The organism is Streptomyces sp. NBC_00887 (assembly GCF_045207585.1).
This window is the reverse complement of record NZ_CP108788.1, coordinates 1,613,357-1,629,138: the sequence shown is the minus strand read 5'-3', so window position 1 is coordinate 1,629,138 and position 15,782 is coordinate 1,613,357. Positions and strand designations below refer to the sequence as shown.

General features: G+C 70.6%; 15 protein-coding genes. 9 read left to right on the top strand and 6 right to left on the bottom strand.

The window, feature by feature from the left end; translation table 11 throughout:
* Positions 1-84 precede the first annotated feature (84 nt).
* Together OG844_RS07435 and OG844_RS07430 are read right to left on the bottom strand one after the other, a co-directional pair.
* Positions 85-807: an ArsR/SmtB family transcription factor gene (locus OG844_RS07435; RefSeq protein ID WP_406388969.1), complete on the bottom strand. Its 723-nt coding sequence runs from the start codon at positions 805-807 to the stop codon at positions 85-87.
* 15 nt (positions 808-822) lie between these two features.
* Positions 823-1,497: a TetR/AcrR family transcriptional regulator gene (locus OG844_RS07430; RefSeq protein ID WP_406388967.1), complete on the bottom strand. Its 675-nt coding sequence runs from the start codon at positions 1,495-1,497 to the stop codon at positions 823-825.
* 64 nt (positions 1,498-1,561) lie between these two features.
* On the opposite strand from OG844_RS07430, the gene OG844_RS07425 reads away from it, so the two are divergent.
* The 3 genes from OG844_RS07425 to OG844_RS07415 all read left to right on the top strand — a co-directional run bounded on the left by OG844_RS07425 (position 1,562) and on the right by OG844_RS07415 (position 3,773).
* The gene (locus tag OG844_RS07425; protein ID WP_406388965.1) at positions 1,562-2,713 is read left to right on the top strand and encodes an acyl-CoA dehydrogenase family protein; all 1,152 of its coding nucleotides are present in this window, start codon (positions 1,562-1,564) and stop codon (positions 2,711-2,713) included.
* A 60-nt stretch (positions 2,714-2,773) separates the two neighbouring features.
* Positions 2,774-3,064: a YiaA/YiaB family inner membrane protein gene (locus OG844_RS07420; protein WP_329212709.1), complete on the top strand. Its 291-nt coding sequence runs from the start codon at positions 2,774-2,776 to the stop codon at positions 3,062-3,064.
* An 85-nt stretch (positions 3,065-3,149) separates the two neighbouring features.
* A complete protein-coding gene (locus OG844_RS07415; protein ID WP_356416091.1) occupies positions 3,150-3,773 on the top strand; it encodes a TetR/AcrR family transcriptional regulator in 624 nt (207 codons plus the stop codon).
* A 51-nt stretch (positions 3,774-3,824) separates the two neighbouring features.
* On the opposite strand, the gene OG844_RS07410 is transcribed toward OG844_RS07415, so the two are convergent.
* Complete coding sequence (locus tag OG844_RS07410; protein ID WP_406388962.1) at positions 3,825-4,286, bottom strand: MaoC family dehydratase; 462 nt, start codon at positions 4,284-4,286, stop codon at positions 3,825-3,827.
* A gap of 159 nt (positions 4,287-4,445) precedes the next feature.
* On the opposite strand from OG844_RS07410, the gene soxR reads away from it, so the two are divergent.
* A complete protein-coding gene (gene soxR / locus OG844_RS07405; RefSeq protein WP_406388960.1) occupies positions 4,446-4,928 on the top strand; it encodes a redox-sensitive transcriptional activator SoxR in 483 nt (160 codons plus the stop codon).
* Between the two features lie 129 nt (positions 4,929-5,057).
* Here soxR and OG844_RS07400 read toward each other — a convergent pair whose 3' ends face one another.
* Positions 5,058-5,669, bottom strand: coding sequence for a hypothetical protein (locus OG844_RS07400; RefSeq protein WP_406388959.1), 612 nt, complete (start codon positions 5,667-5,669; stop codon positions 5,058-5,060).
* Positions 5,670-5,892: 223 nt separating this feature from the next.
* Here OG844_RS07400 and OG844_RS07395 point away from each other — a divergent pair, with 223 nt between their 5' ends.
* A complete protein-coding gene (locus OG844_RS07395) occupies positions 5,893-8,721 on the top strand; it encodes a penicillin acylase family protein (protein WP_406388958.1) in 2,829 nt (942 codons plus the stop codon).
* A 75-nt stretch (positions 8,722-8,796) separates the two neighbouring features.
* Here OG844_RS07395 and OG844_RS07390 read toward each other — a convergent pair whose 3' ends face one another.
* Complete coding sequence (locus tag OG844_RS07390; RefSeq protein WP_406388956.1) at positions 8,797-10,065, bottom strand: exo-beta-N-acetylmuramidase NamZ domain-containing protein; 1,269 nt, start codon at positions 10,063-10,065, stop codon at positions 8,797-8,799.
* A 172-nt stretch (positions 10,066-10,237) separates the two neighbouring features.
* Between OG844_RS07390 and OG844_RS07385 the strand changes: the two genes are divergently transcribed.
* The 3 genes from OG844_RS07385 to OG844_RS07375 are packed head-to-tail and all read left to right on the top strand — an operon-like array spanning position 10,238 to position 13,297.
* Entirely contained in the window at positions 10,238-11,002 is a 765-nt protein-coding gene (locus tag OG844_RS07385) for an SDR family oxidoreductase (RefSeq protein ID WP_406388955.1), read from the top strand.
* Positions 10,999-12,666: an AMP-binding protein gene (locus OG844_RS07380; protein WP_406388954.1), complete on the top strand. Its 1,668-nt coding sequence runs from the start codon at positions 10,999-11,001 to the stop codon at positions 12,664-12,666. The genes OG844_RS07385 and OG844_RS07380 overlap by 4 nt, the downstream gene beginning before the upstream one ends.
* 37 nt (positions 12,667-12,703) lie before the next feature.
* Complete coding sequence (locus tag OG844_RS07375) at positions 12,704-13,297, top strand: TetR/AcrR family transcriptional regulator (protein ID WP_406388953.1); 594 nt, start codon at positions 12,704-12,706, stop codon at positions 13,295-13,297.
* Positions 13,298-13,351: 54 nt separating this feature from the next.
* On the opposite strand, the gene OG844_RS07370 is transcribed toward OG844_RS07375, so the two are convergent.
* Positions 13,352-14,062: a DUF6215 domain-containing protein gene (locus OG844_RS07370; RefSeq protein WP_406388951.1), complete on the bottom strand. Its 711-nt coding sequence runs from the start codon at positions 14,060-14,062 to the stop codon at positions 13,352-13,354.
* 345 nt (positions 14,063-14,407) lie between these two features.
* Between OG844_RS07370 and OG844_RS07365 the strand changes: the two genes are divergently transcribed.
* Positions 14,408-15,742, top strand: coding sequence for a M28 family metallopeptidase (locus OG844_RS07365; protein ID WP_406388949.1), 1,335 nt, complete (start codon positions 14,408-14,410; stop codon positions 15,740-15,742).
* The last annotated feature ends 40 nt before the right edge of the window (positions 15,743-15,782 follow it).

Here is a 15,782-nt window from a genome sequence, read left to right as displayed (position 1 = left end):
TCCCGGCCGGTGGCCCGGGTCAGGGAACCGGGGCCACCGGCTCCGCCCGGGGCCTGCCATTGAGCCCGGGGACGCTTCGGCAACCTACCGAATGGTTTCCGCTTCGATTCCGAGCAGTTCCGACAGGGCGCGCTCCCCGGCCGGCGTCGCCTTCACCGCGCGGCCGGACCCGATGCGAACGCACCATCCCGCCTCCGTTGCGTGACCGCACAGCACGGCCCCGGCGGCCCCCGCGAGGTGCGGGCGGCGCTCCGTCCAGTCCAGGCACCCCCGTACGAGCGGCCGTCGTCCGTCGGGTTCCAGGACGATTCCCGGCGCCGCGAACCAGTCGAGTCCGTCGTCGGTGAGGGCGAACCCGGTGTCCTGGCGCAGCGGCCCCCGTGCGGTCATCGCGTCCGTGACCGTGATGCCGAGCCGCCCCGCGAGATGGTCGTAGCAGGTGCGTCCCCTGGCCAGGGCGCTGCTGATGCCTGCCGCGCGCAGGGTGCGTGGACGCTCCTCGTCACGCTCGGGAAGGGAGTGGGCGGCCAGCTCCTCGACGAGGCGAGCGTTGCGGCTGCCGGCGAGCCGCACGTAGCGGTGGCGGCCTTGGCGCTCCTGCGTCAGCAGACCGCCCGCGACCAGCTTCCCCAGGTGCTCGCTCGCCGTCGAAGGGGCCACTGCGGCATGCCGGGTCGGCTCGCCCGCCGTCCAGGCGCGGCCGTCGAGCAGGACGAGACAGAAGGCGGCGCGGGTCTCGTCGGCGAGCAGCGAGGCCAGGGCGGCGAGGTGGGACGCGGCCGGACCGTGCGGGGTCTTGCGAGCCATACGGTCCAGGATGCGTCAGCGACCGTTCGGCGAGTGCCGAAGAGTGCCGCTCGGCGCGGTCTGCTCGTACTGCAGCGCGAGCCCGTCCAGCAGGGCCCGCAGGCCTGTCTCGAAGGCTCCCTCGTCGACCTGCTGGCGACGGTCGGCCAGCAGGTGGGCCTGACCGAGGTGGGGGTAGTCGGCGGGGTCGTACGCCGTTTCGTCGTCGACGAATCCGCGGGCGAAGGAGCCGAGCGCCGAGCCGGTGATGAAGTAGCGCATCAGCGCGCCGATGTAGGTCGCCTGGGCGGGGGGCCAGCCGGCCCGGACCATCGCGCCGAAGACGGCGTCGGCGACCCGCAGGCCGGCCGGTCTGCGCCCGGGGCCCTGGGCCAGCACGGGGACGATGTGCGGGTGCGCGGCGAGTGCCGCACGGTAGGAGACGGCCCAGTCGTGCAGGGCGGCCGGCCAGTCGCGGGGGTCGGCCTCCTCGAACATCGACAGGTCGACCTTCGCGGACACGGCGTCGGCCACCGCGTCGAGGATCTCGTCCTTGTTGCGGAAGTGGTTGTAGAGCGAGGGCCCGCTGACCCCCAGCTCCGCCGCGAGCCGACGGGTCGAGACGGCGTCGAGTCCCTCGGCGTCCACGAGCGCGCTCGCCGCCTCGACGATGCGGTCTCTACTCAGGAGGGGCTTGCGCGGTCGGGCCATGCGGCACATAGTAGGCCTGCAAACATAAAACTAGCAGTGCTAATTAAAAGTGGGGTGTCGCAGGATGAACCTGGAGCTGAGCGAGGAGCAGGCAGCCGTCCGGGAGCTCGCCGAGAACTTCGTCGCACGGGAGATCACCCCGCATGTCGTCGAGTGGGACCGTGCCGAGAGCGTCGACAAGTCGATCGTGAAGAAGCTGGGCTCCCTCGGCTTCCTCGGACTGACCGTTCCCGAGGAGTACGGCGGCTCGGGCGGTGACCACCTCGCGTACTGCCTGGTGACCGAGGAGCTCGGGCGCGGCGACTCGTCCGTGCGCGGCATCGTGTCCGTCTCGCTCGGCCTGGTGGCCAAGACCATCGCCTCCTGGGGCAGCGAGGAGCAGAAGCGGCAGTGGCTGCCGAGGCTCACCGCCGGCGAGGCCGTCGGATGCTTCGGCCTCACCGAGCCGGGCACCGGATCCGACGCGGGGAACCTCACGACGAAGGCCGTGCGCGACGGGGGCGACTACGTCGTCAACGGCTCCAAGATGTTCATCACCAACGGCACCTGGGCCGATGTGGTGCTGCTCTTCGCCCGTACCGGGGACGCCCCCGGCCACCGGGGCGTCTCCGCCTTCCTGGTGCCGGCCGACAGCCCCGGCCTGACCCGGCGCACCGTCCACGGCAAACTCGGCCTGCGCGGCCAGGCGACGGCCGAGATCGTGCTGGAGGACGTCCGCGTTCCCGCCGACACGCTCCTGGGGCCGGAGGGCAAGGGCTTCTCCATCGCCATGTCCGCCCTCGCGAAGGGCCGGATGTCGGTCGCGGCCGGCTGTGTCGGCATCGCGCAGGCCGCCCTCGACGCCGCCGTACGGTACGCGGGCGAGCGCGAGCAGTTCGGCAAGTCCATCGCGAGCTACCAGCTCGTCCAGGAGCTGATCAGCGACATCTCCGTGGACGTCGACGCGGCGCGCATGCTGACCTGGCGCGTGGCCGACCTCGTCGACCGCGGCCAGGACTTCGCCACGGCCGCGTCCACGGCGAAGCTCTTCGCCTCCGAGGCGGCCGTCCGCGCAGCCAACAACGCCCTCCAGGTGTTCGGCGGCTACGGGTACATCGACGAGTACCCGGTCGGCAAGCTGGTCAGGGACGCCCGCGTGATGACCCTCTACGAGGGCACCAGCCAGATCCAGAAGCTGATCATCGGCCGCGCGCTGACGGGGGTCTCCGCCTTCTGAGTGCCGGACTGAGTACGAGGACGGATGTGCCGGACGCCGCCGCGCCGGATGCTGTGCGACATGAGTGAGACAACATCGGTCAAGCAGCAGAGCACCGCCGCCTTCTACGGCCAGGCCGTCCTCTCCTTCGGAGTGGCCATGGGCGCGGTGGCCCTCGGCATCTTCTTCCTCGACGCCGACGCCTGGGTGCGGGCCTTCCTCGCCATCGGCGTCCTCTACCTCGTCACTTCGTGCTTCACTCTGGCCAAGGTCATCAGGGACCGTCAGGAGGCGGGGCAGATCATCAGCCGCGTCGACCAGGCCAGGCTGGAGAAGATCCTCGCCGAGCACGACCCCTTCCAGAAGCTCTGACGGTCTCGGTCACCGGCGACCCCTAAGCGCTTGCTCAGGATCGCGGTATGGTGTTCGTCCTGCAGAGGGAGAGGGGCACGTGACCATGAGCACGGCGGAGCAGACCGACGGTGACGAGACGCCGTGGAGTGAGGTCACGCCCGAGGCGGCCCGGCGACTGCTCGTCGCCGCCGTCGAGGCCTTCGCCGAACGTGGGTATCACGCGACCACCACCCGGGACATCGCGGGGCGGGCCGGGATGAGTCCGGCCGCGCTGTACATCCACTACAAGACGAAGGAAGAGCTGCTCCACCGGATCAGCAGGATCGGTCACGACCGGGCCCTGCTCCTCCTGGAGACGGCCGCCGACAGGGACGGCACGGCGACCGAGAGGCTCGCCGGCGCCGTACAGGCCTTCGTCCGCTGGCACGCCGAGCGGCACACCACGGCCCGGGTCGTCCAGTACGAACTCGAGGCCCTCGGCGACGAGCACCGCGTGGAGATCGTCGAGCTGCGCAGGAAGAGCGACGCCGCGGTGCGCCGGATCATCAGCGAGGGCGTTCGGGCGGGGGAGTTCGACGTCCCCGACGTCCCGGGCACCACGCTGGCCGTGCTCTCGCTCTGCATCGATGTGGCCCGCTGGTTCAACGCGCAGGGGAGCCGGACGCCCGACGAGGTCGGCACGCTCTACGCCGACCTCGTCCTGCGGATGGTCGGGGCGCAGAAGTAGCGCACGTGTGCGGGGCGGGCCTCGGGCCAGCCCCGCACACGTGCGCACGGCTCAGAAGTAGAAGCGCGAAACCGCTTCGGCGACACAGGCCGGCTTGTCGCCGCCCTCGCGCTCGATGGTGACGAGGGTGGTCACCTGCACACCGCCGCCCACCTCCTCGACGTTCTTGAGCACACCCGTGGCGCGCAGCCGCGAGCCCACCGGAACGGTCGAAGGGAAGCGGACCTTGTTGCTGCCGTAGTTGATGCCCATCTTCACTCCCTCGACCCGCATGATCTGCGGTACGAATGCGGGCAGCAGCGAGAGCGTCAGATAGCCGTGGGCGATCGTCGTGCCGAAGGGGCCGGCGGCGGCGCGCTCCGGATCCACATGGATCCACTGGTGGTCGCCGGTGGCCTCGGCGAACTGGTCGATCCTCTTCTGCTCGATCTCCAGCCACTCGCTGTGCCCGAGCTCCTCGCCCACCCCGTCCCGCAGCTCCTGTGCGGACGTGAAGATCTTCGGCTCTGCCATGTTCCTGGTCCCTGCCTTCCGGCTGTCTGCCGTCGTCCCCGAACGAATGTCTAAGCGCTTGCTCAGCATGGTTGGGCGGTGCGTCCCTGTCAACGACGGACCGGCCAGGTTTTCGAAGCGGGCGGCAGGGTTCGAGGCGGGACCAGTAGGGTTCGGGGAGTGCCACAGATCCCGCAGACACTTCACGAACTCACGGTCGGCCAGCTTTCCGCACGCAGCGGCGCCGCCGTATCGGCCCTGCACTTCTACGAGTCCAAGGGCCTGATCACCAGCAGTCGTACCAGCGGCAACCAGCGTCGCTACACCAGGGACGCCCTGCGCCGGGTCGCGTTCGTACGCGCGGCGCAGCGGGTCGGTATCCCGCTCGCCACCATCAGGCAGGCGCTCGCCGAGCTCCCGCAGGAGCGCACGCCGAACCGGGAGGACTGGGCGCGGCTGTCCGAGGCGTGGCGCTCGGAGCTGGATGAACGCATCAAGCAGCTGGGGCGGCTGCGGGACCATCTCACCGACTGCATCGGCTGCGGATGCCTGTCGCTGGAGACGTGTGTGCTGTCCAACCCCGACGACGTGTCCGGCGAACGGATCACGGGGTCGCGCCTGATGCCCGAGCGCAAGGCGGCGGACGGCTCCAAGGCGTCCTAGTGCCTCTCGTTCGGATCAGGCCGGACCCCGCTCCCTGATCCGGCCTGATCCAAACGAAAGACCCTGGCCCTGCCGGCTCCGGACACGGACGACGCGGGGTGCGCGCAGGCGAGCGCCCCCCCGCGCGCTTCAGGCCACCGACGCCAGATCCCTCGGCCGCATCCCCCTGGCCCTGGCCAGTGCTCCCGGGGTCAGGACGGGGCGGGGGACGACGATGCCGCACCCCGTGCAGACCGGGCCCGACCAGGGTTCCCGGTCCAGGTCCTGCCGCCAGACGATGCCGGTCGCCGTGCAGACCGGGCAGGCCACGCCCGGCTCCGCGCTCAGGGCGGCGATCAGGCGCCCCAGTACGTCGGCGAGCGGTGCGGCGGGATGGACCCCCGGGTTGTCGCACGGGGCGATGCCGTTGCCGCCCCAGGTCCTGCGGTGCCAGTCGTCGAACGCGCCCGGCCGACGCAGTCCGTCGTGCTTCTCACGTCGCCGCCGTTCGGCGAACCCCGTCTCGTACGCGAGCCAGACGTCCCGCGCCTCCTCCAGCTCCTCCAGCGCACCGATCAGGCGCACCGGGTCGGGAGCCCGGTCCTCGGGTTCGATCCCGTGCCGGGCACACAGGTGATCCCAGGTGGCCCGGTGGCCGTAAGGGGCGAATCGCTCCAGGCATTTGCGCAGCGAGTACCTCCGCAATGCCAGATCGCCCCGCGGATCGCGGACCTGTCTCGCAAGACTCCGGAAACCGGCCATGACACTGCCACCTCCGTCGGTCGTACTTCGGCGTCAAGGGATGGACGTACGACTGCCCGTTTCGGCTCCATCGAAAGGTGAAAAGTGTCCACTACCTGAGATGGCCCATGTGGGGCGGCGTGGCGACGGGTGTGGTGATTCGGAAAAAGTGACTGATGTTCATCTTACTGACGGGGTGTACCGCCAGTAACCTCCGGCGCATCGGCCATCCGGAGGAGCACGCATGCCCCCACGCACCCGCACGCTCAGAGCCGCCACAGTCGCGGCCGTTCTCGCCCTCGGTACGTCCCTGCTCGCCTCGGCCCCCCAGGCCGGCGCGGCCCAGCCGGAACCCGTCGCTGTCACCGATCACTGCCAGGGACAGTGCGCGGACATCCTGCCACCCGGCGAGAACGGCAACGCCACCCTCGTCGAGATCCTCGGCAACAAGGCGTTCGGCACCCACCCGGCTCACAGCGACGACCAGCTCGACCGCTACGACGGCCTGGTGGCGGGGCATACGAGCCTCACCGACCAGAAACTGACCGACTTCTTCAACGACGCCTCCTTCGGGGTCGCCGCGGACCAGGTCGAGTCCGTCACGAAGCCGCGCGAGGACGTCACCATCACCCGCGACAAGAAGAGCGGCGTTCCGCACATCAAGGGAACCACCCGCTACGGCACCGAGTTCGGCGCCGGGTTCGCGGCGGGGCAGGACCGCCTCTGGCTGATGGACCTCTTCCGGCACATCGGGCGCGGTGAGCTGACCTCGTTCGCCGGGGGAGCGCTCGCCAACCAGGGCCTGGAACAGCAGTTCTGGCCGCAGGCCCCGTACACCGAAGCGGACCTCGAAGCCCAGGTCGAATGGATCAGGACCACCGAGGGCCCACACGGTGAGCAGGCGATGGCCGATGCCCAGGCCTACGTCGACGGCATCAACGCCTACCGGGTGAAGTCGAAGAACGGCCGCTACTTCCCGGGCGAGTACGTCCTCACCGGAAAGATCGACTCGATCACCAACATAGGCGAGATCCAGCCGTTCAAACTGACCGACCTGATCTCCATCGCGTCGGTCGTCGGCGGACAGTTCGGCGGGGGAGGAGGCGGCGAGGTGCAGGCCGCGCTCTCGCTGCTCGCCGCCCAGCAGAAGTACGGCGTCGAGGAGGGGACCAGGGTCTGGGAGTCGTTCCGCCAGCGCAACGACCCCGAGGCCGTCCTCACCGTCCACGACGGCACCTCGTTCCCGTACGCGGGCAAGCCCGACCAGGCCCGCGGCGCCGCCCTTCCCGATGCGGGCTCCGTCACACCCGAACCCCTGATCCACGACCGCACGGGCTCGGCGGGCACCGGCGCGAAGGCCCCGGTCAAGGCGCCGGCCGCCCTCAAGCCGCTGCAGGGCATGTACGACGACGGCGTCATCCCGGAGGGATCGCTCCCCGGAACCGGCGGCGGCGCCCAGAAGCGCGGCATGTCCAACGCCCTCCTCGTGTCCGGCAAGCACACCGCGAGCGGCAACCCGATCGCCGTCATGGGCCCCCAGACCGGCTACTTCGCCCCCCAGCTGATGATGCTCCAGGAGCTCCAGGGGCCCGGCATCAGCGCCCGCGGCGTCTCGTTCGCCGGCGTCGGCATGTACATCCAGATGGGCCGCGGCCAGGACTACGCCTGGAGCGCCACATCGGCCGCCCAGGACATCACCGACACGTACGCCGTCGAGCTCTGCGAACCGGACGGCTCCACGCCCTCCAAGGACTCCACGCACTACCGCAACGACGGCGCCTGCACCCCCATGGAGAAGCTGGAGCGCACCAACTCCTGGAAGCCCACGGTCGCCGACTCCACCGCCAAGGGCTCCTACCGGATGCAGGTGTGGCGCACGGACTACGGCATCGTCACCCACCGCGCCACGGTGGGCGGAAAACCGGTCGCGTACACCTCGCTGCGCACCACCTACCGCCACGAAGCCGACTCGATCATCGGCTTCCAGCTCTTCAACGACCCGGCGTACATCACCGACGCGGCCTCGTTCCAGCAGGCGGCCAGTCACATCGACTACGCCTTCAACTGGTTCTACGCGGACTCGCGCACCGCGGCCTTCTACAACAGCGGTATGAACCCCGTGCGCGCGGCCGGAGTCGACCCGGCGCTGCCGGTCAAGGCCGAGAAGGCGTACGAGTGGCAGGGCTACGACCCGGCCGCCAACACCACCGACTACACGCCGTTCGCCGAGCACCCGCAGTCCAGCGGCCAGGACTACTACATCTCCTGGAACAACCGCCAGGCCAAGGACTACGCCACCGCCGCGTTCGGCTTCGGCGCGGTGCACCGGGGCGACCTGCTCGACGACCGGGTGGCGGAACTGGTCGACGACGGCGGAGTGACCCGCGCCTCCCTCACCCGCGCCATGGCGGAGGCCGCCGTCACGGACCTGCGGGGCGAGCAGCTGCTGCCCGAGCTCCTGAAGGTGCTGCGCTCCCAGCCGGTCACCGATCCCGCGCTCAACGCGGTGGTGCAGCAGCTGGACTCATGGCGCGCGGCGGGATCGCAGCGCAAGGAGACCGGTCCGGGATCGCACACCTACACGCACGCGGACGCGGTACGGATCATGGATGCCTGGTGGCCGAAACTCATCGAGGCGGAATTCCGGCCCGGTCTGGGTGACGGCCTCTACACGGCGCTCACCGCGAACCTGGCCACGGACGAGTCGCCGGCCGCGAGCCACGGGCCGAGCGGGGCGCACAGCGGTTCCGCGTTCCAGTACGGCTGGTGGGGCTTCGCCGACAAGGACCTGCGACAGGTCCTCGGACAGCCCGTCAAGGGACCGCTGGCGAAGACGTACTGCGGCAACGGCGACCTGAGCACCTGCCGCCAGGCGCTGCTCGCCACGCTGAAGCAGGCGGCTGCCGAGCCCGCGACGGCGGTCTACCCCGGGGACGACAGCTGCGGGGCGGGCGAGCAGTGGTGCACCGACGCGATCGTCCACCGCGCGCTCGGCGGGATCACGCACAAGACGATCCACTGGCAGAACCGGCCGACGTACCAGCAGGTCGTGGAGTTCCCCTCCCACCGCTGACCTGGACTCCTCGAACGCCGGACGGGCATGTCGAGCCCGTCCGGCGGTCGAGGACGAGGCAGGTGCCTTCGGCACTCACCGGTACTGGAGGTACCTCTTGCGCTTGGCCCGGAACGCCGCCAGATCGGCGTTCCACGCCCCCACCACCTCATCGGTGTCCGCACCGGCGTCGATCATCGTGCGGACCCGGGTGTTGCCCGTGAGCTTGTCGATCCAGTTGTCCGGGCGCCACGCGAACCCGCTCCACGTCCGCTTCGCCGTCACCAGCAGCGCGATGCCGGTACGCACCGGGTCGAAGACCTCCCGGTCCTGGACGTGCACCTGGACCCCGCCCACCGTCTTCCCCTGGAACTTGGAGAACGTCGGCGCGAAGTAGGCCTCACGGAAGGCCACCCCGGGCAGCTCCAGCGCGTTCGCCGCCGCCGCCCACCGGTAGTCGATCCCCTCCGCCCCGAGCAGTTCGAACGGCCGGGTCGTGCCGCGGCCCTCGGACAGGTTCGTGCCCTCGAACAGGCACGTCCCCGAGTAGACCAGCGCCGTCTCCGGCGTCGGCATGTTGGGGCTCGGCGGCACCCACGGCAGCCCCGTCACGTCGAAGAAGTCCGAACGCCGCCACCCCGACATCTTCACGATGTCCAGCTCCGCCGGCCGCGCCGCCAGGAACTCCCCGTTGAAGAGCAGCGCCAGCTCGGCGACCGTCATCCCGTGCGCCTGCGAGATCTCCCTGCGCCCCACGAACGTCGCGAAGGCCGGGTCGAGCACAGGCCCCAGCGCCGCCCGCCCGGTCACCGGGTTCGGCCGGTCGAGGACCACGAACCGCTTGCCGGCGAGGGCCGCCGCCTCCATGCAGTCGTACAGGGTCCAGATGTAGGTGTAGAAGCGGGCGCCCGCGTCCTGGATGTCGAAGACGACCGTGTCCACGCCGGAAGCCGTGAAGACGTCCGCGAGCGGTTGCCCGCTCTTGAGGTAGGTGTCGTAGACCGGCAGCCCCGTCGCCGGGTCGTCGTAGCGTCCCTCGGAGCCACCGGCCTGCGCGGTCCCCCGGAAGCCGTGCTCCGGTCCGAAGACAGCGGTCAGATTCACCCGCTCGTCCGGGTGCATCACATCGACGATGTGCCGTACGTCCGCTGTGATCCCGGTCGGATTGGTGACGACACCGACCTTCTCGCCCGCCAGAAGCCGGTACCCGTCGGCGGCCAGCCGTTCGAAGCCGGTACGGACCCCGGCGCGCCCGGCACCGTGCCCCCGGCCTGCGGCCGAGGCCGTGCCGGGCCCCGCCGCGGTGGCCGCGACGGCACCCATCGCTCCGCCGACGGCGAGCAAACCACGTCTGGACAGGGTCATTCCGCTACCTCCATGATCGCGCCGACTGTCATGGCCACGCACGCTAGCGCGGGCGCGGGCCGCTCGGAACGGCTCTGACTGGGCAGATTCCCAGTCCTGCCCGGGACCCCTTCCCTGATCACATACCGACTGGTTAGTCTGCCGGGGAAGACGGCTGAGAGAGGCGGGACCGATGAGTACGGTGCAGGGCGCTGGCGTAGTGGTGACCGGAGCCGGAGGCGGCATCGGAGCCGCTCTGGCCCGCAGATTCGCCGCGGAGGGTGCACGGGTCGTCGTCAACGATCTCGACATCGACCGGATCAAGGCGCTCGCCGAAGAGATCGGCGCGACCGCCGTCGCAGGTGACGCCTCGGGGATCGTGGACGCGGCCCGGGACGCACTGGACGGCACGGTGGACATCTACTGCGCCAACGCGGGCCTGGCATCCGGCGGCGACGTCTTCGCCGACGAGGACGTCTGGGCGGCGGCCTGGGACGTCAACGTGATGTCCCACGTCCGCGCGGCAAAGGCGCTGCTGCCGGACTGGCTGGAGCGCGGCAGCGGCCGTTTCGTCTCCACCGCCTCCGCGGCCGGTCTGCTCACGATGATCGGCGCGGCCCCGTACAGCGTCACCAAGCACGGCGCGGTGGCCTTCGCCGAGTGGCTCGCGCTCACCTACCGCCACCGCGGCATCAAGGTCCACACGATCTGCCCGCAGGGCGTGCGCACGGACATGCTCACCGCCGCGGGCTCCGCGGGCGATCTCGTACTCGCCCCCACCGCGATCGAGCCGGAGGCCGTCGCCGAGGCCCTGTTCGACGCCATGGAGCAGGACCGCTTCCTGGTCCTGCCGCACCCGGAGGTGGCCGGGTACTACCGCGCCCGCGCCAAGGACCCCGACCACTGGATCGGCAGCATGAACCACCTGCAGCAGAAGTGGGAGGAGGCCGGCGCATGACCGAGTCGATCTACGCGGCAAAGCCCTGGACCGCCCTGCTCAGCGAGGCCCAGCGGGCCCCCGTCCACCCGGCCGAGACCCTGGTGCACGCCTTCCGCGCCGCTGTCGGGCGGGCTCCGGAGCACCCGGCCCTCGCCTACTTCGACGGCCGGCTCGGCTACCGCGAGACCGATGAGCTCTCCGACTCCGTGGCCGGACACCTCGCCGCCGAAGGGCTGCGGCGCGGCGACCGTGTGGCGATCATGCTGCAGAACACCCCGCACTTCGTCCTCGCGCTGCTGGGCGCCTGGAAGGCCGGCGCGACCGTCGTCCCGCTGAACCCGATGTACAAGTCCGGCGAGGTCGGCCACGTACTGAAGGACGCGGCGGTGACCGCGCTGATCTGCTCGGACCGGGCCTGGGAGTCCTACCTGCGGGACGCCGCCGAGGCCGCGCCCGACGTGAAGATCGCCGTCACCGCCTGCGAGCGCGACCTGCAGACGGCCGACGACCCCCGGGTGCTCGGCTTCGAGCGGCTCCCCGCCCCCGGCCCCGACGACTGGGCGGCGGACCTGGTGGCCGTGGCCCGCCGGGGCCTCGCCGCCCCCGAGGGCCGCGAGCTCACCGCCGCCGACGTGGCGCTGATCAGCTACACCTCCGGGACGAGCGGCACCCCCAAGGGCGCCATGAACTCCCACGGCAACATCATGGTCAACGCGGAGCGGCAGCGGACCGGCCACCCCATCGCCGAGGGCGCCGCCTACTTCGCGCTGGCTCCGCTCTTCCACATCACCGGCATGGTGTGCCAGCTCGCCGCCTGCGTCGCCAACGCGGGCACCCTGGTCCTCGCCTACCGCTTCGAGGCGAGCGTCGTCCTGGAGGCCTTCGCCGAGCACCGCCCCGCCTACACCGTCGGCCCCTCGACCGCCTTCATGGCACTCGCCGCGCACCCCGGGGCCACCCGCGAGCACTTCGCCTCCTTCAAGGTGATCTCCTCGGGCGGTGCGCCGCTGCCGCCCGCGCTCGTGGAGAAGTTCCGCGACGGCTTCGGCCCGTACATCCGCAACGGCTACGGCCTCACCGAGTGCACGGCGCCCTGCGCCGCCGTACCGCCGGAGCACGAGGCACCCGTCGATCCGGTGTCCGGGACCCTGTCCGTCGGTGTTCCCGGACCCGACACGCTGGTCAGGATCATCGACGAGAACGGCGACGACGTCCCCCTCGGCGAACAGGGCGAGATAGCCGTACGCGGGCCGCAGGTCGTCTCCGGCTACTGGAACCTCCCCGAGGCGACCGAGGCCGCCTTCCCCGGCGGGGAACTGCGCACCGGCGACATCGGCTTCATGGACGCGGCCGGCTGGCTCTACGTCGTCGACCGCAAGAAGGACATGATCAACGCCTCCGGCTTCAAGGTCTGGCCCCGTGAGGTGGAGGACGTCCTCTACACCCACCCCGCGGTACGAGAGGCGGCCGTCGTGGGCGTCCCCGACACCTACCGCGGGGAGACCGTCCGGGCCTACGTCAGCCTGCGTCCGGGGGCCGAGACGGAGCCCGGCGAACTGAGCGCGTACTGCAAGGAAAGGCTCGCCGCGTACAAGTACCCGCGCGAAGTGGAGATCCTGACGGAACTCCCGAAGACCGCAAGTGGGAAGATCCTCAGGCGGGAACTGCGTTCCCCCCGGTAGAACACCTCACGCACAGACGAAAGGGCAGGTGGCGGCAATGGCCAAGGCGACGGACGGGGACGGTACGCCCGTTCCTCAACGGCTGCTGGCCGCCGCCACCCGGCTCTTCGCCGAGCGCGGCTACGACCGCACCTCGGTCCAGGAGATCGTCGAGGCGGCGGGCGTCACCAAGGGCGCCCTCTACCACTACTTCGGATCCAAGGAGGACCTCCTCCAGGAGGTCTACGCCAGGGTGCTGCGGCTCCAGCAGGAGCGGCTCGACGCGTACGCGAACGCCGAGGCGCCGATCGAGCAGCGGCTGCGCGACGCGGCGGCGGACGTGGTCGTCACGACCATCGAGAACCTCGACGACGCCGCGATCTTCTTCCGCTCGATGCACCACCTGAGCCCGGAGAAGAACAAGCAGGTGCGGATGGAGAGGCGCCGCTACCACGAGGGCTTCCGGGCGCTCGTCGAGGAGGGGCAGCGCAGCGGGGTGTTCTCCTCGGCGACCCCGGCCGACCTGGTGGTCGACTACCACTTCGGTTCGGTCCACCACCTGTCCACGTGGTACAGCCCGGACGGCCCCCTCAGCCAGCAGGAGGTCGCCGACCACCTGGCCGACCTGCTGCTGAGGGCACTGCGCCCCTGACGGCCGGAGCCACCGGACGCGCCTTGCCGTGCGACAGAACACTGCTGGAGGCCGTCAGCCGGCGGCGGCCCACCGCGGGACCGTCGGCAGGACCTTCTCGGCGACGCCGAGCAGCACCCCGTCGTCCGGCGTCATGCCGTCCGCACGCCACACGGCCACCTCGTAGGACCCGCCGCTGTCCTTCGCGTCCTGGGCCACGCTCAGGACGCGGGCCGGAACACCGGGACCGCTGTCGGAGTCGCTGCCATCGAGGCGGAAGCTGATGCTGATGGTGCGCTGCGAGTAGAGGACCGCCGGGCGGCCCAGAAACGTCTCCTGCCGGGCATCGGCGCCCAGGAGCGCCGCGGACCCGTCCACCGGGAGACCGTCGTAGGTGGCCGACAACGTCACGGTGTAGGTCCCGAACTCGACCTGGGCCGAGGGGGTGTCGATCTCCTCGGCGCCGGAGAAGTCCAGGGAGCCGCCGTTGCCGCCGGCCGACTTCACGGTCTCGCCGGGCGTACCCAGCACTTCGGCCAGGCCGGGACGGTTCAGTGCCTCGCACAGCTGCGCCCCGGAGACGCGCCAGGGTGCCTTCCCGGGCTTTCCCGTGGCCTTCTCGGGCTCCCCGCCCGAGCATCTGACAGGCGGCGGGACGCTGTCCGCGGACGACGTCTCCTGGACCGTCCACAGTCCGACCCCCAGTGCCCCCACCATCACGACGGCCGTGACGGCCTGCCCCCATGCGCCCGCGCCCTTCGTGGGCGCGCCTGTTACGTCTGCCATGTCCCCCGCCTGTCATGATCACCCCATATGTGCCCGGGGACCTTATCCCGTGATCATCGGGCGGGCAAGCGGGATTGCCGCGACCCCTACGCCAACTCCGTTCCTGTGCGCGGTGGTTGCGGTCCGTTGCGCGGTGCGACGGTGTTCTCCTGCTCCCGTACGGCCGTCCCCGCCATCCCTGTCCGCTGAGCGAACGGGGCTGTCCGGATTCAGCTCTTGACGGTACGCGGCCATCTCGCTGACCATCGGTCACGCATATCGCACCACCAGCTCCAGGCCCCGGCCGTGCACGGCCGGGTACCCCCCGCACGTTCCGTCAGTCCCCGAACGGAATCGGAGCCTTCGATGAGCCCAACCAGATACAGACCCGTGTCCGCATCCGCCCTCGCCGTCGTGGCCCTGCTCGCGACAGCCGCCCCCGCGGCACAGGCGGCGCCCGCCTCCTCCGCGCCGGCCACCTCCACCGCGGTGGCCGCGGCGCCCGACATACCCCTCGCCAACGTCAAGGCGCACCTCACCCAGCTCCAGTCGATCGCCACCGCCAACGGCGGCAACCGGGCCCACGGCCGGACCGGCTACAAGGCGTCCATCGACTACGTGAAGGCCAAGCTGGACGCGGCCGGATACACCACGGCACTCCAGCAGTTCACCTCCGGCGGAGCCACCGGGTACAACCTCGTCGCCGACTGGCCGGGAGGGGATCCGAACCAGGTACTCATGGCCGGCTCCCACCTCGACTCGGTGACCTCGGGCGCGGGGATCAACGACAACGGCTCCGGCTCGGCGGCCGTACTCGAAACCGCCCTCGCCGTCTCCCGGGCGCAGCTCGCACCCGACAAGCACCTGCGCTTCGCCTGGTGGGGTGCCGAGGAGCTGGGGCTCGTCGGCTCGAAGTACTACGTGAACAACCTCGCCACCACCGAGCGTGCCAAGCTCGACGGATATCTCAACTTCGACATGATCGGCTCGCCCAACGCCGGCTACTTCGTCTACGACGACGACCCGGTCATCGAGCAGACCTTCAAGAGCTACTTCGCCGGTCTTTCGGTGCCCACCGAGATAGAGACCGAGGGCGACGGCCGCTCCGACCACGCCCCGTTCAAGAGCGCGGGCGTGCCCGTCGGCGGCCTGTTCACCGGGGCGAGCAACACGAAGAGCAGCGCCCAGGCCACGAAGTGGGGCGGCACCGCGGGGCAGTCCTTCGACCGCTGCTACCACTCGTCCTGCGACACCACGGCCAACATCAACGACACGGCCCTGGACCGCAACAGCGACGCGGTGGCCCACGCGATCTGGACCCTGTCCGCAGGCACCGTCGAACCGCCCACGGGCGAGGGCGTGTTCACCAGCACCACCGATGTCGCCGTACCGGACGCGGGGGCCGCCGTGACCTCCTCCATCGCGGTCACCGGCCGGACCGGCAACGCTCCCACCGCACTTCAGGTGGGCGTGGACATCAAGCACACCTGGCGCGGTGACCTCGTCGTCGATCTGCTCGCGCCGGACGGCACCGCGTACCGGCTGAAGAGCGCGAGCAGCAGCGACTCGGCCGACAACGTGATCGCGACCTACACCGTCAACGCGTCGAGCGAGACCGCGAACGGCACCTGGAAGCTCCAGGTGCGGGACACGGCCTCGCAGGACACCGGCTACATCGACAGCTGGAAGCTCACCTTCTGATCCCCTTCGGCGGTGCGGCCAGTAGGAGCGGGCCGCACCG